Below are 22,349 nucleotides of genomic sequence, written 5' to 3' on the forward strand. Positions count from 1 at the left end.
CTCTCCTTTTAAATCCACCCTAACGTGCGCAGCAAAAAGATCCATCCCGTCAGCGTTACAGAAGCCAGCAGCGTCGTAGCCACCACGATACTTGCCGTCAGCACACCGTCGTTATGCATATTTTTCGCCATGATATAACAGCTCGGGGTCGCCGGTGCTGCCAGCATGACTACGAGAGCAACCATTTTTTCGCCCCTGAAACCAAGAGCAGCTGCAATCGGAATAAAAATTGCTGCCTGGGCAATCAGCTTAATAAAAGCAGCCCAGAGGGTAGGTTTGATTTTGGCCAGTGCCTTTTTTCCTTCAAATCCCGCGCCAAGTCCGATCAATGCAAGTGGGGTTGCCATCTTTGCCACATTGTTTACGGTCGAATTTACCAGTTCCGGCAGTGGATTATGTAATAATGCCACGATCAGACCAAGGACTATGCCGATGATAATCGGGTTCTTCAGGATGTTGATACCAGCCTGCTTGATTCTGCCTGTATCACGCTCATTCTCCGGGTAATCCCCTTCAAAAGTCAATACAAGCACGGAATATATGTTATACAACGGAACTGCACCAATGATCATCAGTGAGCCCATTGTGGATTGCCCGTAAATATTCTGGATAAATGCCAGTCCCATAACCGCCGCACTGCTGCGGAAGGATGCCTGAACAAAAGCACCGGTCATGGATCTATCTTTCATAAAAATCTTCGTCAGACCATACACACTCCAGAAGCAGACAGAAGTAGCGATTGCACAAAACAGCACATACTTCAGATCAAATACTTCCTGGATATTAACGGTTGACAGATCACGAAAAAGCAAAAACGGTAACGTCACTTTAAAATTAAACTTATTTGCCACCGTAACGAAATTTTCATTCAACATACCAATCTGACGCAGGAAATATCCAATCACCATAACGAGAAAAATCGGTATCGTTACATTGATACTAAATAAAAAATTGCTCATCCGTTATGCCTTCTTTTCATATTTATAGAAATGATATTCCAGATCGAAATAGGTCTGTTCCTCACTGTCTGCGGTAACCACCCACGCCTCTTTCTCATCCAGATTCGGAAACCAGGCATCTGCCTCGTAAGCAAAATCGATCTTCGTAATGTGTGCAACGTCGCACTCATCCAGAAGCTGCTTGTAAATGCTCTCGCCGCCGATGACATAGATATCCTCGCTCGGATATTTTTTCAGCTCTTCGTGCAATTCCTCCATATCATGTACAATGACTGCACCGTCAGCCTGATAACTGCGATCGCCTGTCAGCACAATATTCACACGATTTTTCAATGGTTTCTTTCCCGGAAAGCTCTCCAGTGTCTTACGTCCCATTACAACCACTTTCCCGGTCGTTGTCTCGCGGAAAAATTTCATATCATCCGGAATACTCACCAGAAGCTTATTGTTTCTGCCGATGGCCCAGTTTTTATCTACTGCCGCAATTAAATTCATTTCTCACATCTCTCTTTCTTCTATAATTAACATTTCATACAATTCACACGCGCCATTCGCAAAAGAGCTCGCTTTGCGAGCGATACTTCTTGAACAGTTGTTCAAGAAGGCGAAACAGAGTATAAAACAACAATAATAAGGTGCTCCCTTCATCACTATGCATCCAGCCAATTCCTCATGCAAGCATGATCATTGTCTGAATACATGTGATGAGTGAACTGTTAAACCGCAATTGGTATATTGGTGATCTGCGGACCGGTCTGGTAATTATCCAGACGCACATCATCTCTCGTAAACCGGTAAAAATCTTTCACTTCCGGATTCAGCCAGAATGTCGGTGCCGGAAGCGGCTCACGGGAAATCAGTTCCTTCACCAGTGGAATATGTCTGTCATAAATATGGGCATCCGCAATGACATGCACCAGTTCTCCCACCTGCATATCACATACCTGAGCCAGCATATGCATAAGCACCGCATACTGACACACATTCCAGTTATTTGCTGCCAGAATATCCTGGGAGCGCTGATTTAAGATTGCATTCAGCACCAGCTTATCCTGTCCCGGCTTCTTTGTCACATTAAAAGTCATACTGTATGCACACGGATACAGATGCATCTCATGCAGATCCGCATGTACATAAATATTAGTCATTATACGCCGACTGTAAGGATTATTCTTCAGATCGTAGATCACACGATCCACCTGATCCATCATTCCTTCCTTATACTGATGCTTTACGCCCATCTGATAACCATATGCCTTTCCGATGGAACCTGTCTCATCCGCCCATTCATCCCACACATGACTGTGAAGGTCATTAATATTGTTAGACTTCTGCTGCCAGATCCAGAGCATCTCGTCTGTACAGCTCTTGATGGCCGTTCTCCGAAGCGTCAACGCCGGAAACTCTTTGGACAGATCATAACGATTTACCACACCAAACTGTTTGATCGTATAAGCACTGGTTCCGTCCTCCCATTTCGGCCGTACCTTTTCTCCTTCCGTACTGGTTCCGTTTTCAATAATATCTTTACACATATTGATAAAAATATGATCTGCGTAACTCATATGCGTCCTCCGATTATCTATTTCTAGTAAAGCGGACATTCGCAATCCGCTTTCGCTACTTGCTCATGAACGCAGTCGCTTTGCGACCTGTCAGTGGGAGCTTTTAACTTCCCCTGACATAAGCATCCCCCTTACCCACCGCTTAGTGCTCTACGCACTTGAAGCGGGGAATGCTTATTCTGCGTTCAAACTTCGCTCTATAAAGCAAAAACATCTGACATCTATTGAACATCATCTATTTTTCTCGTATTCGTAATAGTATAGCAAAAAAAATACGATTCATAAAGTAGTAACCAAAAAAATACTGCATACAACATTTATCCCGTTTCGTGCTTTTTTCATGCAAAAAAAAAGGATATCCTTACGGATATCCCTTTGCATAAAAAGCGCGAGACGGTGCTATTGGTCCGGGGGACCAATGGTTAGCACCGACCGAAGAGGACTTTAGGTCCTCTGAGACCTCGAACTGAATTTTCTGAATTCTGTTTGAGCCCGGCAGGGCTCATTTCATGCAAAAAGGATATCCTTACGGATATCCTTTGCACGAAAAAAGCGCGAGACGGGACTCGAACCCGCGGCCTCGACCTTGGCAAGGTCGCGCTCCACCAACTGAGCCACTCGCGCATATCATATTGTCTTTTGCTGTTCGCCTCAAGACAAGTGATATCATACCGCAGCCAGTCCCAAAAGTCAAGCACTTTTTTTATTTTTTTACATTTTTTATTTCCACTGAAATGAAAAGTGTATTTCCCCCACATGAATAATAACAGCATATTTTCCATTTTACTGCATATGATATACAAAGTATGGTATGAGGGGGAAACTGTAAAATGCGATCAAAAACAAGAATTGTAGTGCTTCATATGAAAGAAGTCATCTATACAACCATTTTTATTATTCTTGGTATTGTACTTATCTTTCTGCTGGTCTACATGTTTGGCCCATCCCGACATAATAAAACAGACACCGGGCAGCCCAAGTACAAAGCCGGTGTATACACGTCTTCCATTCAGTTTGAGGGACAGAATCTGGATGTTCAGGTAGTGGTTGACGAAAACCATATCAACTCGGTGTCTTTTGTAAATCTGAATGATACGGTAACAACCATGTATCCGCTGATGCAGTCCTCCATGGACAATATCAGTGAGCAGATCTGCAAAACACAGTCTGTGGACAATATTTCCTATTCTGAAGAAAACCAATACACAGCATCCATGCTGCTGCATGCGGTGGAAGATGCCCTGCAAAAAGCAGCTGTCGACACCGGAGAATAACCGGTATCGCACAATCAGCGTACAAATGTATACATTATATGTCTTCCATCCCAATCTCACATTTTTCTGCAAACGCAAAAACCCCACCGGCAAAGCATCACGCTTCCGATGGGGGTTCTGTCTTTATTATAATAACCTTCTGCCTTCTGATTACTTTTCCGAACGGTTACTCTGTGGCACTGTCTGTACTGGACAGATTGCTCATATATTCGTTCAGAGCTGTCATACTGAGTTCTGTCTTTGTCATCGGCTTTTTCTCCTGATAATAGGAATATCCGGAAAATCCGATCCAGCATACGATCGCTGCTGCAATGACTACACCTAACGTACGTCCCAGCACACGGTTTCTTTTCTCTTTCTTGATGGTCTGTTTTCTGTTTTTCTTCTCTTCTTTATATCGATCAACTTTTGCCTGACTCATATTTTTGTAAGCTCCTTTTTGCTTTTTTTCTGTCAAAAAGTATAGCATATCTGCCGCCGTTCGTCAATTTTTCCTGACAAACAGAATTGTAACCACTCACCGTATTTGTCTCTTGCAACCTTATCTTTTTCCATATATTATAATAATTATCAGAGTATTTTTTAAGGAGATTTTTATCATGAGAACAGCTGTATTATATGGGAAAGAAGACATTCGTATTGAGGACAGACCGGTTCCGGAACCGGGTCCCGGACAGATGCTTGTCAAAATTGATTATGTGGGGATCTGCGGAACAGATATTGAATTTTACAAGCTCGGACAGACACCGACACCACTGCCAAAGATTCTCGGGCATGAGAACTCCGGAACCATTGTAAAACTCGGAGAAGGTGTCACAGATTTCCAGGTCGGCCAGCGTGTGTTATGCGGACCGCCTGCGCACTGCAAAGAAAACTGCTCTCCATGTAAGGAAGGCAAAACAAACATCTGTATCCACGGATTTCCGCGAACTGCCGGTATCGGAATGCCAGATGGCGGTTACGCAGAATATCTGCTGATCGAAGATGTGGCACACACCATGATCATTCCTGTTCCGGAAAATGTAAAAATGGAAGATGCGGTACTTTTTGATGTAATCTGTGTAGCACTTCACGGCATCCGCATGTCCCGGTTCAAACTTGGTGACTCCGTTGTGGTATCCGGCATGGGACCTGTGGGCCTCTCTGCCGTTCAGTTTTTAAAAGCCGGTGGTGCCAACAAGATCATCGCCCTGGATGTTACAGACAGAAAAAAAGAAGCTGCTCTCGCTTATGGTGCAGACTATTTCCTGAATTCCGCCACGGAACCGGACATCGCCGCATCCATCCGTGAGATCCTTGGTTCCGACGTAGGTGCAGATATCGTATACGAGTGCTCCGGCCATCCGGCATCCGTGGAAACCTGTGTACTGAAAGCGGTAAAACCGGGCGGACAGGTGATGCTCATCGGTACCGTACAGCAGCCGATCACCTTTACACTGGGAACAGCACAGATCTTTGAGATTGATTTCCAGTCCTCCTTTGTATATCTGCAGGAAGAAGTCGAAATGTATCTGCAGATGCTGGCTGCCGGAAAAATCGCTTTCCCTGGCATGGTAACCGACATTGTCTCACTGGATAACTGTCAGGAACAGGGCCTGGGCCGCAAAGACCGCGCTTCCCAGTTGAAGATCCTTATTGCACCAGACAAATAATAGACACCCAGTGGGATAACGTGCACAATCATTCTGAAATAAGTACCAGTTTACACTGACTTGAATCCCACACATATTACTTTACCCAAAATAACCCGGAGGCATCATACATTATGAAACACGATATCACTTATCCGTCATCTGACGGAAAAACCAAGATCCATGCAATTATCTGGGAACCGGAAGACTCTCCGAAAGCAGTTTTGCAAATCTGCCACGGCATGGTAGATTATGCAGATCGATACGATGATTTTGCACAACACGCAGCTGATCAGGGCTACTATGTGGTCGCCAATGATCACCTCGGCCACGGTGCATCCGTCATCACAGACGATCAGCACGGATACTTTGCACATCCAAATGGCAACGAATGTGTCATCGCAGATATCCATACCCTGCGCACCATGACACAGAAAAAATATCCGGATCTTCCCTATTTTTTCCTTGGGCACAGCATGGGGTCTTTCCTGACCCGGCAATACATCCAGATGCATGCTGATGGTCTGTCAGGCGCTATCATCATGGGAACCGGCTCCCAGCCTGGTATCATCCTGCATATAGGAAAACTGATCTGTCGCACGATCGCACTGTTCCGTGGCTGGACATACCGCAGTGCTTTTGTGGACAACATGGCGTTTGGCGGCTACAACAAACAATTTGAACCGGCACGCACACCAAGTGACTGGCTGACCAAAGATGAGGCTATCATCAACACCTGCATTCATCATCCATGGTCCACCTTCCGTTTCACAGTCAACGGCTATTACCAGATGTTCCGCGGCATCCAGTACATACAGAATCCTGCTCATATTCAGCAGATTCCTAAAAATCTCCCACTGTTTTTCGTCGCCGGTGGAGACGATCCGGTCGGGAACAATGGAAAAAGTGTGACGCAAGTCTGCCAGCAATATAAAGCTGCCGGCATTCAGGATGTACAGATCAAACTTTATCCCGGCGATCGCCATGAAATTTTAAACGAGACAGACCGCGATGTAGTCTATGCGGATCTTCTCACATGGCTGAACGGGCATCTTGCGTAATTTTTTTGACGTGAAAGAAAAAAGCTGAAAACGTAGCATCTTTTCTCGATGAGCGATTAAGTGAGCGACCGCGTTTTGCGAGTTTTGTGCAAGTGGGAGCGCCCTCTTTTTCAGGCGCGGGAACGAGCACGATAAAACCGGAGCAAAACAAGGGTAGCGAACGTCTAGCGAATGAGAAAAGATGCTACGTTTTCGTATTAATTAATAATCTTAAATTTTCAGCCAAGTCTCCAAAAGAAACCCTTATGACAACCATTCCATTATCCAGTCAATGTCATCTGTCGTCTTCATTTTGTAAAGCGGACATTCGCAATCCGCTTTCTCTACTTGCTCATGAACGCAGTCGCTTTGCGACCTGTCAGTGGGAGCTTTTAACTCCCACTGACATAAGCATCCCCCTTACCCACCGCTTAGTGCTCTACGCACTTGAAGCGGGGGAATGCTTATTCTGCGTTCAAGCACTTCCTCATCCTCCAGTGCTTCACAGATTTTTGCCAGAAGATTCAAATGCTCCTCTCCGATTCCGGCAATACCAAAGACAAGCTGTGCCTTTTCATCTCCGAAATCAACTCCCTGCGGATACTGCAGAAATACAATACCTGTCTTCTTTACAGTACCTTTTGCCTGACTGGTCCCATGTGGGATGGCTACACCCATTCCCATGTAAGTAGTAATCAACTTTTCACGTTCCTGCATCGCATCCACGTAAGTCTCATCTACATAACCAAGCTGATGCAACAGTTCCCCGACTGCCTGAATTGCCTCCTCCAGACTGTTCTTTCCGCCTGCTATTTTTACAATCGGTGATGCAATACCAAAAGAAATACCGGTTGCGATAGCAACACCCACTAATACTTTCCAGATATCCGGTCCCGGAGTCATCATTAAGTATGCAATAATGGATCCCGGCGAAGCCGGTCCTACCAGACCGCAGTCTGTCAGGTTAAACCAGAAAACAGCTGCCATATTTCCGACGATCGGAGCAATGATCACCAGCGGATTCATCAGGATATACGGGAAATAAATCTCATGAATACCACCAAGTACATGGATGATCACAGCACCCGGTGCGGACTGTTTTGTCTTTTTATCTTTGCAAAAGAACATATATGCCAGCAACACACCAAGACCAGGGCCCGGGTTCGGCTCCAGCATATACATAATGGATTTTCCTGCTTCTGCTGCCTGTGCTGTTGCCAGCGGAGTGAAAATTCCATGATTGATCGCATTGTTCAGGAACAATACCTTTGCCGGCTCAATAAAGATTGTAACCAGCGGAAGCAGGCTGTGGCTTACCAGAATATTGACACCAGCTGCCAGAACAGTCAGAATGCCACTCATCACCGGACCTACAACCACATACCCCAGGATTGCCAGCAACATTCCGATGATACCTGCTGAAAAGTTGTTGATCAGCATTTCAAATCCGACCGGCATATGACCATCCATCAGCTGATCAAATTTTTTAATACAAAAACCTGCCAACGGTCCCATAATCATTGCAGCCAGAAAACCAAATGCGATCAACGCTCCTATATTCGGCATTACCATTTCTGACAGGAACTTACCGAATTTCTGTACTTTGTTTTTCACAATATACCTCCCACTTTTGTCTCCATATAAACAGGGAACAATGGGAATATGCAGAAATCTTATCTTTTAATACACTGTGATATGATGAGTCTCACATTCCACCAGAAAATCTTCCGGCAGCTGACCGTCGGATATGATCACATCCACATCCGCCAGCCCGCAGATCGTATATGTACTCTTCACCTCTGTTTTGGAGGAATCCATCAGGACAACCACCTGCTCTGCCTGCTCAATAGCGGTCCGTTTCAACATGGCCTCCTCATTGTTTCCACAGGTAAACCCTGCTTTCATCGAATACCCTGTTACCCCTAAAAATGTCTGATGAAAGTTCACCTGCTCCAGTTCCCGGATGGCTGAGATACCGTACATACTGATGCTGTAACGATTCAGCTGTCCACCTGGCAGCATGATGACCGGTTTTGTGAGATTTGCAAGTTCTGTGGCACAGGAGAGTCCTGTGGTATAGATCAGATTGGACTGATCCGGGAAAATCCGTGCCAGTTCTGTGGTGGTGCTTCCGGAATCCAGAAAAATCACGGTATCCGGAAGAACCAGCTGCACTGCTTTTTTTGCAATCTCCTGCTTGGACTGTATGTTGCGTACCGCACGCCGGGTCAGATAATCGTCCGTTCCGATCACCAGCTGTACGGACTTCGCGCCTCCGTGTATCCTTACGATCTCTTTTGCCGCATCCAGTGCTTTCAGATCGGTACGAAGTGTCATTTCAGACACCTGCGGAAACTGTTCTTTAATCTGTGCAAAACTTACGGTTCCATGTTTATTCACCAGTTCCGCAATTGCATTTCTGCGCATTTCCATTGTATCCATAATTTTCTCCTCTCCGTCAGAATCCAGGATCCTGACGGGATCGAAAAACTCTGACAGTTCTTATTTTTCTGTGATAAAGTTTGCAATTAAATGTGTATAAATTAATTTCTTTCCACCCGGGATCTTCGGAAGGTTCAGTGTTGTCTCTGCTGCCGCATCCAGACCCCCGATATGTGTAACCATAACAGCCGGGTTGATGCGTTTTGCTGCCGTCAGCTCCAGAGACTCGATCATGTCTGCGGTATTTCCGCCTGTAGTTCCCATTACATGAGTAGAATTATAATGTACATCGTAAAAATTCATCTCTGCACTGAATTTTTTGTCTGTCGGACCTGCGAAAAAGTTCAGGCATCCATCTCTTCCGAGAATAGCACTGGACTGTGTTACAACAGCAGATACCGGAGCATAACATAATTCCGAGGATCGCACATTTGTAAGTCGACATACAGATACTGTCGGATACTACCTTCACCAGAATCTCATCATCCGTGATTTCCGGAAGTTCAAACTCTTCCAATCTCAGATCATTTGCTGCGTGTAATCTTACTCCTTTTGCTTTCATAATAAAAGCTCCTTTCTACATGTTATTCCCGTTTTTTCACTTTTGCAACAATAAAAATATTTTCTTTTTATTGTTGTTTTCGATTGTTGCTTTAAAAGTTAATTCCTTTTGTTTCAACAGCTGTTGTCATTATAATATCCCCAGACAGCCAAATTGTCAATTGTTGTTTTGACGTAAAAATGCACAAATTTTCGTTTCATTTTTTTACTTCAAAAATCTCAACTTTTGAATTGACAGAATATTGATTCAGTGGTATATTATTGTAACAATAGAAATGTTTTCGTTTCGAAAGAACAAACATTCTGACAAAAAAAGAAGCAGCTGCCTTTTTGCAGCTGCTCCTTTTTCATTTTTCATGTTCTGATATCTTCAGGCAGAATGCAGATAAAGTCTGTCTCGTTTTACCGGCAAATCGGACATTCGCAATTCGCTTTCGCCACTTGCTCATGAACACCTGCAAAACTTTGTGCCTGATTCTATTTCGTCCATGATTTTCTCTCTGATCTTCTCAGAAATGCAGTCCTTATTTGTTGGACATCTGCTCTTCCTGTTTCATGATCATCTTTTTCACCATTTCACCACCGATGGATCCTGCCTGGCGGGAAGTCAGATCACCGTTGTAGCCCTCTTTTAAAGGTACACCAAGTTCGGATGCCACTTCCTGTTTAAAACGGTTCATTGCTTCTTTTGCCTCCGGAACTGACACTTTGTTTGAGCTGTTAGAATTACTCATGTTGTTACACCTCCGTGATTTTTTCTCTATAGTAAAGACAGGCGTTCTTCTTCCGGTAATTTTGTTGAATCGAATCTCACGTACCGTAAAGCGGACATTCGCAATCCAATTTCACTTCAACAAAAGTATCCGATTTGAAGTGTTCTGTCTTGTTCCTAGTATGAACGAAGATGTATTTTTTATAACTGGAAAAAAATTCTTTTTCTTCCGTTGTTTGACTTTTTTTCGCACAAATGCACGTTTGCACGAAATGTGCATTACGGCATCATCGTAGAAGTACGGATTGCATCTGCTTTGGCATCTCCTTCAAGATAACGGATGATCGCAATGGAGAATTCTGCCGCAGCTCCCGGCCCTTTACCGGTGATCAGATTGCCATCTGTCACTGCTGTATCCTCACTCCAGATTGCACCGCCCTGCGGATTGCATCCTGGATAACCGGTAGCGTGTTTTTCTTTTAAAATACCAGTCTCAGAAATCATACCCGGTGCAGCACAGATTGCTGCCAACATTTTGCCACTGTTTAAAAATTTCTGAGCCAGTTCTTTGACACCCGGTTTTTCACCAAGTACCCCTGTGCCCGGTCCACCCGGATACACGATACCGTCAAATTCCTCAAAATTCATATCATTATACACTTCATCCGCATGAAAACAGATCTGGTGTGCTCCCATAATCTGTCGTTTTCCGGTTACAGATACCGTCAACACCTCAATTCCGGCTCTTCTGCAAAAATCCACTACTGTAAGGCATTCAATTTCTTCTACTCCATCATTACATAATACAGCTATTTTACTCATGATCATCTATCCTTTCTACATAATATTCGTTACAATTCACGCACGCCATTCGCAACATGAAGTAAAGCGGACATTCGCAATCCGCTTTCGCTACTTGCTCTTCAAACCTTGAATTTTCTGCTCCCATTACGATATAATTGTTGATATAAGATTTGGATATCAAAACGCCCAAATCCTGATCACACGGATTGCTCCGTGCTTTGCACGCCCACAATCCTTCCCTCTATTCGATATAAAGATGTTGAGGTCAAAAGATACCATACGAATTGCAGAAGGAGATTTTACTTTATGGAAATCGAACGTAAATTTTTAATCCGGCAGTTACCGGAACATCTGGAACAATACCCATGCCTCCAAATCGAACAGGGTTATCTGTGTACCAATCCTGTCGTGCGCATCCGCAAACAAGATGATTCCTACTTTCTCACTTACAAATCCGGCGGACTCATGACCCGGGAAGAATACAATCTTCCACTGACCGCTGAAAGCTATGCTCACCTGCGCAAAAAAACAGATGGACTGCTCATCACCAAAAAGCGCTACTGTATTCCGTTGGATTCTTATACCATTGAGCTTGATATTTTTGAAGGTGATCTCGCGCCTCTTATTCTGGCAGAAGTCGAATTTCCTTCTGAAGAGGAAGCCAACGCCTTTACGCCCCCGGAATGGTTTGCAAAAGATGTCACCTATTCCGGCAAATATCACAACAGTTATATGAGCCGCTACGGATATCAGCCGGAAGATAACCAGTGATATCCCATTGTTACCTTTTTGCCCATAAAGCTCCAATCCGAAATTATTTTCTCCAGAGAGATGTCTGCTCATATTTCTGTCTGGTCCGGATGCAGTATTTCAGCTGTTCATAGCGGTCGGATAATTTTCCCTCCGGAATGACCACATCCACTGCCACTGCCAGATCATCAATCAGCCGATCTGTGATATCGTTCTTGATATCACAGACAATCTGATATTTTTCCTCCATCGTATCCGTATCCAGAAACCGGAGCAGCCATGGATCGATCTGTTCTTCCACATCTGATTCTCTCTGAACCATATTCTGTTCCTGAAGTTCTGCCGTCGAAACAGCGGCAGTTACATCCGGCACGTTTTCCTGTTGTTCCACATTCTGATTTACCGGCATTTTCTTATGTTCTGCACGCTCCGTTCGAAGCGTCTCATTCTTTGTATGATCTACATATGCAAATCGATATTTCTGCGTTACCTCCGGATATTTTTCGTGATCCACTTCACTGACAAACATATCATATGGACGGATATACACGCCGAAATCTCCATACAATGCCTGATATACCACATATGGTTCCATGGTTTCTGAATGTTTTGCCACTGCGATCACCTGATACAATTTATTTTTAAAATGTAAATATTTTTCTCCCGGTAACGGATTTCCCTGTGCCATTTTACGATTCCCTCTTTTCTCCCCAAATTTACAGTTTTATCTATCTTATCCACAATACACACTGATACAATGTCTGAATAGCAAAACGGTTGAAGTGATTTTAGAAACCTATACGATCAATCATTCTTACAGATCAAAGGAATTCAGCATATCCATGCCTTCGGCAATAAAGTCCCGCTGAAAGTCCATGCTGTTGTGTGGACCTTTTATCATGGCGTCATATACCGCATCCATAAGGTGTTCCTCCTCTGCATCCCGGTCATTATCCAGTTCCACTTCTCTGGTATTTACTTTGGCAGCAGCCACAATCTGATTTTCATCAAATACAGCCTGCAGATCCGCTTCTCTCTGTTTCCGTGCTTCTTTATTCTTTCTTTCGTTTCCGGTCGTTTTTGCCACGGAACTGCTTTTTTCACTTCCATAGTTCTTCTTTCCAGCGGATGTCTGTGGTTTTTCTGCATGTGACTGTGAGGAATACGACCTGTGCGGACTGGCCGATTTCCGTTCCGGTCTCTGCGGATGTACCGGCGGCTGTTCAGAACGGTTTGATGATTTTCTCCCTTTTCTTACACTGAATATAATAAAAATTAAAATCACAAGCCAAAAACAGAATCCTGCCATATAGTTTCCCCCTTTCTTCCCCACCACTTAGTGCTCTATACACCAAAAGCGTGGAAATGCTCATTCTGCGTTTAAACAAATATGTATCATCGCCAATTTCAAGGCTATGTTCAGTATAGCATATTTCTCAGAATCATGATATACTAACTTGATTACAGGAGGAACAACATGTTTACAAAACTACGAAATAATATCTCACAAATGCAAATGATCGCTCTGGGGTTCTTTTGCATTATCCTTATCGGGACATTGCTCCTTATGACTCCGCTGGCAAGCAGAGCCGGAACCTGGACCGATTTTCTCACTGCACTTTTTACATCTACCAGTGCTACCTGCGTCACCGGTCTGGTCGTTACAAATACTTATTTACACTGGTCGCTTTTTGGTCAGATCATCATTATTACTCTGATCCAGATTGGCGGACTTGGTTTTATTACCTTTGGATTCGGATTTTCCATGTTCTTGCGAAAGAAGATCACCTTGCGGCAACGCGGACTCTTAAAGGAAAGTGTCAATGTCGTAAACACCGGCGGCATTGTTCGTCTGGCACGGTTGATTTTACAGGGTACCTTACTTTTTGAAGGCATTGGAGCCCTTATTCTCACCCTCTGTTTTCTCCGGGATATGCCATTTTCACAGGCGCTTTACTATGGTATTTTCCATTCCATCTCGGCATTCTGTAATGCCGGTTTTGATCTGATGGGGGCTTTTGGCATGTCCTCCTTTATCGGATACAACACAAACTGGATTGTCTGCATCACACTGATGGCACTCATTTTCATTGGAGGTATCGGATTTTTTGTATGGGGTGATCTGAAAGAGCATAAGCTGCACATACGAAAATATGCGCTGCATACGAAAATCGTACTGATTACATCACTGATTCTGATCATCGGTCCGTCCATCCTGTTCCTGATCCTGGAACGTCATGCACTGTTTGCAGATATGAACACACCTCAGGCCATTTTAAATGCATTATTTTGTGCAGTCACACCACGAACCGCAGGTTTTAACACTACGGATATTGCCAGTCTCAGTCAGAGCAGCCAGCTCCTTACCATCATACTGATGTTTATCGGTGGCTGTCCGGGTTCCACAGCGGGCGGAGCCAAAGTGACCACTATCACAGTTCTGATTCTTTACCTGCGTTCTATGCTGACCCGCACGGATGGTGTCAATATTTTCAAGCGCCGTCTGGAGGATGAAGCGGTTTCCAAAGCTGCCGCTGTATTTACCACCCATATGCTGCTGGCCGTGGCTGCAACTTTTCTGATCTCCATGCAGCAGGATCTGGATCTCACGGTGATCGTATTTGACGTAGTATCCGCTGTCAGCACAGTCGGCATGAGCACCGGTATCACACCGAATCTTGTACCCGGTGCAAAAGTCATCCTGATACTGCTCATGTATCTTGGCCGCGTAGGAAGTCTTTCCTTCGCAATGTCCTTTACGGACAAAAAACGCCTGGCACATGTACGACAGCCAAAAGAGCATATCAGTATCGGTTAAACAGAATATACTTGCATAAACTTATTTTTTACAGAAAGGATTTTTATTATGAAATCATTTTTAATTATCGGTATGGGACGTTTCGGCAGCCATCTGTGCCGGAACCTTGCAAAACTCGGAAACGAGGTTATGATCATTGATCAAAACGAAGAACTGTTGGAACCTCTGCTTCCTTATGTCACCGATGCAAAAATTGGGGACTGTACCAAAGAAGAAGTGTTAAAAAGCCTTGGAGTCGGAAATTTTGATAAATGTATTGTCTGCGTAGGCACAAATTTTCAGAGCAGTCTGGAAATCACCTGTCTGCTAAAAGAACTTGGTGCAAAATACGTGGTCAGCAAAGCTACCAGAGATGTACATGCAAAATTTCTGCTACGAAACGGTGCTGACAAGATTATCTACCCCGATCGGGATATCGCGGAAAAATGTGCCGTACAATACAGTTCCGACAACGTGTTTGATTATTTTGAACTAAGTGAAGATTTTTCTATCTACGAATTGGCACCATTGCCGGAATGGATTGGGAATACAATTGTTCAAATGGATATCCGCAATAAATATCACACCAATATCGTTGCTATTCAGACAAAAGATGGCATTCAGGCAATGCCGCCAGCGGATTATCGTTTCAAAGAAGATGAACACCTGCTGGTTATCGGTAAAAATGAAGATATACAGAAACTGGTACGGAAATACAATAATTAAATTCTTGTTTGTCTGTGTAAAGGGCAAATCCGGAAGCAGAAATCCAGACAGACACGGATGATTTTCTACCTCCGCTGCGCCGCTTATCTCCGCCTCCTCCCGCGAACTCGCACGCAAATACAGCGTGCTCAGACACACTCACGGAGGCGGGCTATGCTCGCTGCGGTAACGAAAATCAACCTACCGTCTTGTCTTGGATTTTTCTTCCGGATTTGCCCCATTTACTTGACGGCACCGTATGCCACGCATGCACACAAGCTGATGACATAATATTCGTTATGTCGCATGCGCAAATTTATATAGAGCAAAGAATGACACTGAAGCTAAAGTCAGCGATTAACTGTTTTTATTATTAAAAAAATGAGGGTGTAGTTCTGCACATGCAACACAACAAAGACTATGCTATCAGCTTATATGCATGTGTGGCACGCAGTGCGTCGTGTGAATGGCTGATTATTTCATTGTGTAAATACAAAAAATGAAGCATCCTGTCAGGGAAAGCGATTAAGCAAACGACCGAGTTTCACGAGTTTTTGCGCGAGTGGGAACGACCTCTTTTTCAGGCGTGGGAACGAGCGCGATGAAAACGACGTGAAACGAGGATAGTGAGCGTCTAGCGTCCTGACAGGATGCTTCATTTTCGTATTAAAAATTAAATTTCAGCCAACAACAAGACAAACAAGATTTTATATTATTTTCGGTGCATCCATTTCAGACGGACGCTCTTTTAATGCATATGCCAGGTTGATAGCATGATCAGAACAGCGTTCCAGATCGGTAACAAGATCAGAAAAAATAACTGCACTGAGTGGATTACACAAAGAATTCATAATACGTTCAATATGATTATTGATAAGATCCTTTTCATGATCATCCACATGCTGTTCCAGAATCTCAATCTGATCCAACTTATTGTAATCATCCTTTTCAAAAATGTCCAATGCCATATACACAGCATCCATTGCATCTTTGGACATATCTATCAATTCTTTTCTTGCTGCATCTGACATTTCTGCTTTCTTTGTGTTCATCTGTTCAATGTACTCTACAATATTTTCCGCATGATCAGATAAGCGTTCAATATCAGTAACCGCAATTGTCATCATAGACACGCGCCGCATATTTTCCGGTGACAGGTCCAAAGATCTGAGATCTACCATAGCATCCGCGATCAGATGATTCAGGATGTTGACGCTTTCCTCATGAGAACGCACCGATGCTGCCTTTGCTGAATTATAATGGAAGAAACAGTCAAGGGCACGTTGCAGGTTGTCTGCAGCGATATGTCCCATACGCGTAATTTCACGTTGAGTCTGACGAAGAGCAACCGGAGCCGGTACTTTGGTCAGCTGTGTCATATAAACAAGGGAACGATCTTCCATCTGCTGATTTTCCTCCGGTAACACTGGCACGATCTTCTCAGCCAGCCAGATTAATTTTCCGGTAAACGGCAACTCGACCAATACCGCAATAATTGCAAAAATTGTATGTGTATTTGCCAGCTGTCGTCCGATATCATTCGGTGACAGACTCTGAATACCCGTCAGGATGATTGGGAAGATATTGATCAATGCAATCAGGATTCCTGCACGAAATACGTTAAACAACAGATTCAGGATTGCTGCTCTCTTACCATTTCTGTTTGCAGTCAGACTTGCCAGCAGGTTCGGCGTAACAGAACCGATTGCTGCACCAATTACCAGATAAACCGCTACGTTATAGCTGAGCAGCCCCTGAATAGCAAAAGCCTGAAAAATAACCGTTGAAGAAGAAGAGCTCTGCAGTAATGCGGTAAATGCGATACCAAACAAAATAGCCAGTGCCGGATTATTCAATGTAGAAAGGAATGAAACAAATCCTTCACTCTGAGACAATGGCTGAATTGCAACTTTCATCATCGTAATACCCTGGAATAACATACCAAAGCCCATGATAACAGAACCAACGTGCTTTACAAAATTGTTTTTCATAAACAGGTACATGATGGCACCTGCAAAAAGCAGTAATGGTGTAAATGTACTGATATTAAACGCAGTGATCTGTGCGGTAATTGTCGTACCGATATTGGCACCCATGATAACACCGATCGCCTGTCCGAGATTCATCAGACCCGAATTTACAAATCCGATTACCATAACGTCTGTTGCAGAAGAACTCTGAACCAGTACCGTCATGCCAAGTCCAACAACAATGGCAATCAATTTGTTTTTAGTTGCATGCTCCAAAATGGTCTGGAGTTTATCACCACAGGCATTTTTCAAACCAGCCGACATAATTGTCATACCAAAAAGAAATAATCCAACGCCTCCTAATAATGAAAACGCTTCTACTATAGACATATATTTATCCTCCGTAAGATTCGTAAAGAAATTGTAAATATATTTTTACATACGAATCTATTTTAACAGTAAAATATCAATTTGTCTTTATAATAAACGGATTTTCACAAAAATAGGTAAAATATAAGAAAAATCATTGTAAATCACAAGTAAAATATACAAATAGTAACAAATTTATCACCCTATAACTGCCTGCTGCAAGAAGTAGTGGTATTTTCTTATATAGATTATGCATTCTTACAGTTGATTTTTTATCTTCTTTTCGGTATAATGCGTCTTGTGATTAATTATATCCGTTTTCGGGTATACCGGGTAACGCGCCACAGCGCGTTCACCTCTTAGCGGATATGGTGGAATTCATGACCATTGAACTGCTAATGTTCAATGGTAGACAGACGCGCCACAGCGCGTTCACTTCTTAGCGGATATGGCGGAATTCATGACCATTGAACTGCTAATGTTCAATGGTAGACAGACGCGCCACAGCGCGTTCACTTCTTAGCGGATATGGCGGAATTCATGACCATTGAACTGCTAATGTTCAATGGTAGACAGACGCGCCACAGCGCGTTCACTTCTTAGCGGATATGGCGGAATTCATGACCATTGAACTGCTAATGTTCAATGGTAGACAGACGCGCCACAGCGCGTTCACTTCTTAGCGGATATGGCGGAATTGGCAGACGCGCCAGATTTAGGTTCTGGTGGGAGACCGTGCAGGTTCAAGTCCTGTTATCCGCATAAAATAAGGGTTTCCGAGGATTTTTCATAATCCGGAAACCCTTATTTTTGACCCAATGTTGTCCTTATAGATATCGATACACAGATTTATTTCTGCTTCCACCATACGATTTCACCGGCTTCTTCGGTCTTTCTCAGATCGATCAGGCGCTGATTCTCTGATCCGCGAAACTGCAGACTGATATTTTTTTTATCTTTCATAAATTCTCCGTCTACCAGAACATCCACACAGGATAAGACCGCATCTGTCACTTCACAGCGTGCTCTTCCGGTTCCAATTTCTTTCCCGGATAATTCTTCGTATACATAGCCACTGTAAGCCCATATTGTTTTTTGGGGGAATTCGCGGCGCACTCTTTGTAAAAGCGAAAGCAACACATACTGATGCTCTGGCTCAAAGGGTTCTCCGCCAAGTAAAGTCAATCCTGCCACATACCCCGGCCGCAACGCTTCCATCAATTCTTCTTCCACTTCTTTTGTAAACGGTTGTCCATATGTAAAATTCCATGTCTCCGGCTGAAAACATTCCTCGCAATGATGCGTACATCCAGATACAAACAATGTCACACGTACACCGGGACCATCTGCTATATCAGATTTTTTTATATTACAATAATACATATTCCACCTTCTTTCTCAGCAATGAATCCAGACTATTTCTTCTTAATGAAACTGATTTGTCTCTGGTTGATATTCATACTTAATCAGTGCCAGCTGGTCTGTGATTTCCTGTTCCGTCACACCATAAGCCTTTGCCAGCTCTTCTAATGACGGATATCGATCTCTCAGTTCTGTATTTACTACGCTTAAAAGCATTACCGGATCTTTAGGTAATATCATTTGTCATTCCTCCACGTGAAAATCATATTATTTTCTATTATAATACAATACAACCTTTTATGGCATTTTATTTTGCAAGTAACATTGCCATACCACTCATGATAAATATACCCATTGCCGCAATTATACCGCCACCGACCTGCTGCCACAGCCGTCCAAGATCGGACAACTCACCGTTTTTAAACTGCCACTTTTTCAGGAAAAAATAGCATTCTTCCGGATATATCGCACAGATAATTCCAAGTATATACAAAAACAGTCCAAGAATATTCATATACCATGTGGAAATTGTTTCCTTGTTATCATAGATAATCCTGCACAATGCGTAGCTGTAACGCTCCGCATCCATATCTTGACTAATATTCACACCATCTTCGGAAAATTCCATGTTTCCGTTCTGGAGTACCGGCACTCCATTATCATACAATTCTTTCTGATCTGTATCCCAGCTTCCTGATACAGTCTGATCCGGAAAATAAAATGTAATCTGTTCCTTTTCTATCTCATAGGAAATTTCCTGTTTTTTATCGTGAGAAACAACTGTAAATTCATGATCCGATGTCTGCTCTATATAATTAGATGCATCTTGTTCATACCTTGAGCTGCTTTTTTCATAGAAAAAATCATCTCCCACATATACCCCCGGACGCATCGTTGTATACCCCCCATATCCAAATGCAACTGCTGCAATCAATATAGCAATCACTACTTTTATTGCCTTTTTCCCCTTATTCATAAGCCCCCTCCTTTTAAGAAAGACCATTACGAAACTGTCAAAAACAGTAATTCTATAATGGTCTCTTTTTTCAATGCAATTAATTTTCAACGCATTTATTGAATAATTTTTTTGGTGGTACAAATCCCCGAAAAAAATTTTTGGGTTTTTTGGGTTTGTAGATTTTTTTGGGTTTAAATAATCCTACAGATGAAGCACTCTCTCTTTGATTTCCTGCGTTCTTCCCTGATTCCAGAACTGCGTGCCGATGTAACCGCAAGTACGGCGTGCCACATTCATCTTATCCTGATCATGATTTCCGCAATTTGGGCATTCCCAAATCAATTTGCCATCTTCCTCTACAATCTGAATTTCACCGGTATATCCGCATACCTGACAGAAATCACTTTTGGTATTCAGTTCTGCATACATGATGTTATCATAAATGTACTGCATTACGGAAAGTACTGCATCCAGGTTCTGCTGCATATTCGGTACTTCCACATAACTGATGGCTCCACCCGGAGACAGTTTCTGGAACTGAGCCTCAAATTTTAATTTTTCAAAAGCATCGATATTCTCTGTTACATGAACATGATAACTGTTTGTAATATAGTTTTTATCTGTCACACCCGGAATCAGTCCAAAACGTTTCTGCAAACATTTTGCAAATTTATAAGTTGTGGACTCCAGCGGGGTGCCATACAGACTAAAATCTACGTTGTGCTCTGTCTTCCACTCGCTGCAGGCATCATTCATATGCTGCATTACTTTCAGTGCAAACGGTGTCGCACTCGGATCTGTGTGGGATTTACCTGTCATATAGCGGACACATTCACACAATCCCGCATATCCGAGAGAGATCGTAGAATAACCATCATGAAGCAGTTTATCAATAGTCTCGCCTTTTTTCAGACGGGCAAGTGCGCCATGCTGCCACAGGATCGGAGCCACATCAGAAGGTGTTCCCTCCAGACGCTCATGACGGCACACCAGTGCACGGTGACAAAGTTCCAGTCTCTCATCAAAGATTTTCCAGAATTTGTCCATATCTCCCTGGGATGAACAAGCGACATCTACCAGATTGACCGTTACAACGCCCTGGTTGAAACGTCCGTAATATTTTGGCTCATTTGTCACCGGATCTACATAAGGAGTCAGGAAAGAACGGCATCCCATACATGGATAACAATGTCCTTCACCGTTTTTATCCACTTTATTCTCAAACATGATCTTCTCGGAAATATAATCCGGTACCATTCTCTTTGCGGTACATTCTGCTGCCAATCTGGTCAGATACCAGTATTTGCTATCCTCATGGATATTATCTTCCTCCAGTACATAGATCAGCTTCGGGAATGCAGGTGTGATATAGACACCTTTTTCATTTTTTATACCCTGGATACGCTGCTTTAATACTTCTTCGATCACCATAGCCAGATCATCTCTGGTACGACCTTCCGGTACTTCATTCAGATACATAAAAATTGTAATAAACGGGGCCTGACCATTGGTAGTCATCAATGTGATCACCTGATACTGAATCATCTGAACGCCCTGTTTTACTTCTTTCTGTACACGAAGTTCTGCTACTTTATTGATTGTTTCCTCATCTGCCTCAATACCGCTCTGCGCAAACTCGTAAGCAACTTCTTTCCGGTATTTTTCACGACTGACCTGTACAAACGGAACCAGATGGGACAGGGAAATACTCTGACCGCCATACTGGGAACTTGCGATCTGGGCAACCGCCTGGGTAGCCACATTACATGCAGTGGAAAAGCTGTGCGGTTTCTCGATCATTGTCTCGCTGATCACAGTTCCGTTCTCCAGCATATCATCCAGATTTACCAGGCAGCAGTTATGCATATGCTGTGCAAAATAGTCTGCATCATGGAAATGGATCAGCCCTTTCTCATGTGCCTCTACGATATCCGACGGAAGCAGGAATCGTTTTGTAATGTCCTTGCTGACCTCGCCTGCCATATAGTCACGCTGCACACTGTTAACTGCCGGATTTTTATTAGAATTTTCCTGTTTTACTTCCTCATTGTCAAACTCAAGCAGACTTAAAATCTGTTCATCTGTTGAATTGGATTTACGCACCAGTGCTCTTTTATACCGATAAGTGATATAATTACGCGCCACAGAAAAAGCTCTCTGATTCATGATCTGATTTTCTACCAGATCCTGGATTTCTTCCACACTCAGTGCTCGGTTCATGCCTTCGCAGATGGTACGCATGTTGGCTGCGATAACCGCAATCTGCTCTTTACTCATACGCTCTGTTTCTGCCACACTGTCATTTGCTCTGATAACTGCAGAAATAATCTTCTCCATATCAAACTGCGATTCTGACCCGCTTCGCTTAATAATCTTCATTCCACTCGCCCTTTCTTCTCTATCTCAAATCAATCACTGCCCGTAACACGTCTGCTTTTCCCTGCAGCAGC

21 protein-coding genes, 2 tRNA genes and 1 pseudogene are annotated in these 22,349 nt (G+C 43.4%); 7 read left to right on the plus strand and 17 right to left on the minus strand.

Annotated elements, in window-relative coordinates:
• Window positions 1-8 precede the first annotated feature (8 nt).
• From ACIRUQ_RS10320 to ACIRUQ_RS10335, 4 genes are all read right to left on the minus strand, one after another.
• On the minus strand, window positions 9-959 hold the full coding sequence (locus ACIRUQ_RS10320; RefSeq protein WP_022035589.1) for an AEC family transporter: 951 nt from the start codon (window positions 957-959) through the stop codon (window positions 9-11).
• 3 nt (window positions 960-962) lie between these two features.
• Complete coding sequence (locus ACIRUQ_RS10325; protein WP_021737588.1) at window positions 963-1,454, minus strand: dihydrofolate reductase; 492 nt, start codon at window positions 1,452-1,454, stop codon at window positions 963-965.
• Between the two features lie 221 nt (window positions 1,455-1,675).
• A complete protein-coding gene (gene thyA, locus ACIRUQ_RS10330) occupies window positions 1,676-2,524 on the minus strand; it encodes a thymidylate synthase (RefSeq protein WP_022036266.1) in 849 nt (282 codons plus the stop codon).
• Window positions 2,525-3,075: 551 nt separating this feature from the next.
• Window positions 3,076-3,148 (minus strand) — tRNA-Gly (locus ACIRUQ_RS10335).
• Window positions 3,149-3,354: 206 nt separating this feature from the next.
• Between ACIRUQ_RS10335 and ACIRUQ_RS10340 the strand changes: the two genes are divergently transcribed.
• Window positions 3,355-3,798: a hypothetical protein gene (locus tag ACIRUQ_RS10340; RefSeq protein WP_022036265.1), complete on the plus strand. Its 444-nt coding sequence runs from the start codon at window positions 3,355-3,357 to the stop codon at window positions 3,796-3,798.
• A gap of 166 nt (window positions 3,799-3,964) precedes the next feature.
• Here ACIRUQ_RS10340 and ACIRUQ_RS10345 read toward each other — a convergent pair whose 3' ends face one another.
• Entirely contained in the window at window positions 3,965-4,219 is a 255-nt protein-coding gene (locus tag ACIRUQ_RS10345) for a hypothetical protein (RefSeq protein WP_022036264.1), read from the minus strand.
• A gap of 178 nt (window positions 4,220-4,397) precedes the next feature.
• Here ACIRUQ_RS10345 and ACIRUQ_RS10350 point away from each other — a divergent pair, with 178 nt between their 5' ends.
• Both ACIRUQ_RS10350 and ACIRUQ_RS10355 read left to right on the plus strand, forming a co-directional pair.
• Window positions 4,398-5,450 (plus strand): zinc-binding dehydrogenase, encoded by a 1,053-nt coding sequence (locus ACIRUQ_RS10350; RefSeq protein WP_022036263.1) that lies wholly within the window; start codon window positions 4,398-4,400, stop codon window positions 5,448-5,450.
• Between the two features lie 113 nt (window positions 5,451-5,563).
• Window positions 5,564-6,490 (plus strand): alpha/beta fold hydrolase, encoded by a 927-nt coding sequence (locus ACIRUQ_RS10355; RefSeq protein ID WP_055290451.1) that lies wholly within the window; start codon window positions 5,564-5,566, stop codon window positions 6,488-6,490.
• A gap of 399 nt (window positions 6,491-6,889) precedes the next feature.
• Here ACIRUQ_RS10355 and ACIRUQ_RS10360 read toward each other — a convergent pair whose 3' ends face one another.
• From ACIRUQ_RS10360 to ACIRUQ_RS10380, 5 genes and pseudogenes are all read right to left on the minus strand, one after another.
• A complete protein-coding gene (locus tag ACIRUQ_RS10360; RefSeq protein WP_055290450.1) occupies window positions 6,890-8,083 on the minus strand; it encodes a PTS sugar transporter subunit IIA in 1,194 nt (397 codons plus the stop codon).
• Window positions 8,084-8,149: 66 nt separating this feature from the next.
• Window positions 8,150-8,911, minus strand: coding sequence for a DeoR/GlpR family DNA-binding transcription regulator (locus tag ACIRUQ_RS10365; RefSeq protein WP_055290449.1), 762 nt, complete (start codon window positions 8,909-8,911; stop codon window positions 8,150-8,152).
• Between the two features lie 87 nt (window positions 8,912-8,998).
• A pseudogene (locus ACIRUQ_RS10370) lies at window positions 8,999-9,319 on the minus strand (oxidoreductase); the annotation flags it as partial.
• Window positions 9,320-9,996: 677 nt separating this feature from the next.
• Window positions 9,997-10,206: an alpha/beta-type small acid-soluble spore protein gene (locus ACIRUQ_RS10375; protein WP_021737575.1), complete on the minus strand. Its 210-nt coding sequence runs from the start codon at window positions 10,204-10,206 to the stop codon at window positions 9,997-9,999.
• 257 nt (window positions 10,207-10,463) lie between these two features.
• Window positions 10,464-11,006: a DJ-1 family glyoxalase III gene (locus ACIRUQ_RS10380; RefSeq protein WP_022036257.1), complete on the minus strand. Its 543-nt coding sequence runs from the start codon at window positions 11,004-11,006 to the stop codon at window positions 10,464-10,466.
• 288 nt (window positions 11,007-11,294) lie between these two features.
• Here ACIRUQ_RS10380 and ACIRUQ_RS10385 point away from each other — a divergent pair, with 288 nt between their 5' ends.
• Window positions 11,295-11,759 carry a CYTH domain-containing protein gene (locus ACIRUQ_RS10385; RefSeq protein WP_055290447.1) on the plus strand — a complete coding sequence of 155 codons (465 nt, stop codon included), beginning with the start codon at window positions 11,295-11,297 and terminating at the stop codon, window positions 11,757-11,759.
• A 43-nt stretch (window positions 11,760-11,802) separates the two neighbouring features.
• On the opposite strand, the gene ACIRUQ_RS10390 is transcribed toward ACIRUQ_RS10385, so the two are convergent.
• Together ACIRUQ_RS10390 and ACIRUQ_RS10395 are read right to left on the minus strand one after the other, a co-directional pair.
• Window positions 11,803-12,426 (minus strand): DUF1653 domain-containing protein, encoded by a 624-nt coding sequence (locus ACIRUQ_RS10390; protein ID WP_055290446.1) that lies wholly within the window; start codon window positions 12,424-12,426, stop codon window positions 11,803-11,805.
• Between the two features lie 126 nt (window positions 12,427-12,552).
• Window positions 12,553-13,047 (minus strand): hypothetical protein, encoded by a 495-nt coding sequence (locus tag ACIRUQ_RS10395; RefSeq protein ID WP_021737568.1) that lies wholly within the window; start codon window positions 13,045-13,047, stop codon window positions 12,553-12,555.
• 168 nt (window positions 13,048-13,215) lie between these two features.
• Between ACIRUQ_RS10395 and ACIRUQ_RS10400 the strand changes: the two genes are divergently transcribed.
• Window positions 13,216-14,556: a TrkH family potassium uptake protein gene (locus ACIRUQ_RS10400; protein WP_055290445.1), complete on the plus strand. Its 1,341-nt coding sequence runs from the start codon at window positions 13,216-13,218 to the stop codon at window positions 14,554-14,556.
• Between the two features lie 48 nt (window positions 14,557-14,604).
• Window positions 14,605-15,261 (plus strand): TrkA family potassium uptake protein, encoded by a 657-nt coding sequence (locus tag ACIRUQ_RS10405; protein WP_055290444.1) that lies wholly within the window; start codon window positions 14,605-14,607, stop codon window positions 15,259-15,261.
• 686 nt (window positions 15,262-15,947) lie between these two features.
• Here the strand turns inward: ACIRUQ_RS10405 and ACIRUQ_RS10410 are convergent.
• Window positions 15,948-17,600, minus strand: coding sequence for a Na/Pi cotransporter family protein (locus tag ACIRUQ_RS10410; RefSeq protein WP_055290443.1), 1,653 nt, complete (start codon window positions 17,598-17,600; stop codon window positions 15,948-15,950).
• A 661-nt stretch (window positions 17,601-18,261) separates the two neighbouring features.
• On the opposite strand from ACIRUQ_RS10410, the gene ACIRUQ_RS10415 reads away from it, so the two are divergent.
• Window positions 18,262-18,341, plus strand: a tRNA-Leu gene (locus ACIRUQ_RS10415).
• 87 nt (window positions 18,342-18,428) lie between these two features.
• Here the strand turns inward: ACIRUQ_RS10415 and nrdG are convergent.
• From nrdG to nrdD, 4 genes are all read right to left on the minus strand, one after another.
• Window positions 18,429-18,962 carry an anaerobic ribonucleoside-triphosphate reductase activating protein gene (gene nrdG, locus ACIRUQ_RS10420; RefSeq protein ID WP_021740024.1) on the minus strand — a complete coding sequence of 178 codons (534 nt, stop codon included), beginning with the start codon at window positions 18,960-18,962 and terminating at the stop codon, window positions 18,429-18,431.
• Between the two features lie 42 nt (window positions 18,963-19,004).
• Window positions 19,005-19,181: a DUF4250 domain-containing protein gene (locus tag ACIRUQ_RS10425; protein ID WP_021740025.1), complete on the minus strand. Its 177-nt coding sequence runs from the start codon at window positions 19,179-19,181 to the stop codon at window positions 19,005-19,007.
• A 67-nt stretch (window positions 19,182-19,248) separates the two neighbouring features.
• Entirely contained in the window at window positions 19,249-19,917 is a 669-nt protein-coding gene (locus ACIRUQ_RS10430; RefSeq protein ID WP_022035679.1) for a hypothetical protein, read from the minus strand.
• Between the two features lie 183 nt (window positions 19,918-20,100).
• Window positions 20,101-22,278, minus strand: coding sequence for an anaerobic ribonucleoside-triphosphate reductase (gene nrdD, locus ACIRUQ_RS10435; protein WP_055290442.1), 2,178 nt, complete (start codon window positions 22,276-22,278; stop codon window positions 20,101-20,103).
• Window positions 22,279-22,349: the final 71 nt, after the last annotated feature.

This window comes from Eubacterium ramulus (genome assembly GCF_045002895.1).
Classification (GTDB): Bacteria; Bacillota; Clostridia; order Lachnospirales; family Lachnospiraceae; genus Eubacterium_I; species Eubacterium_I ramulus.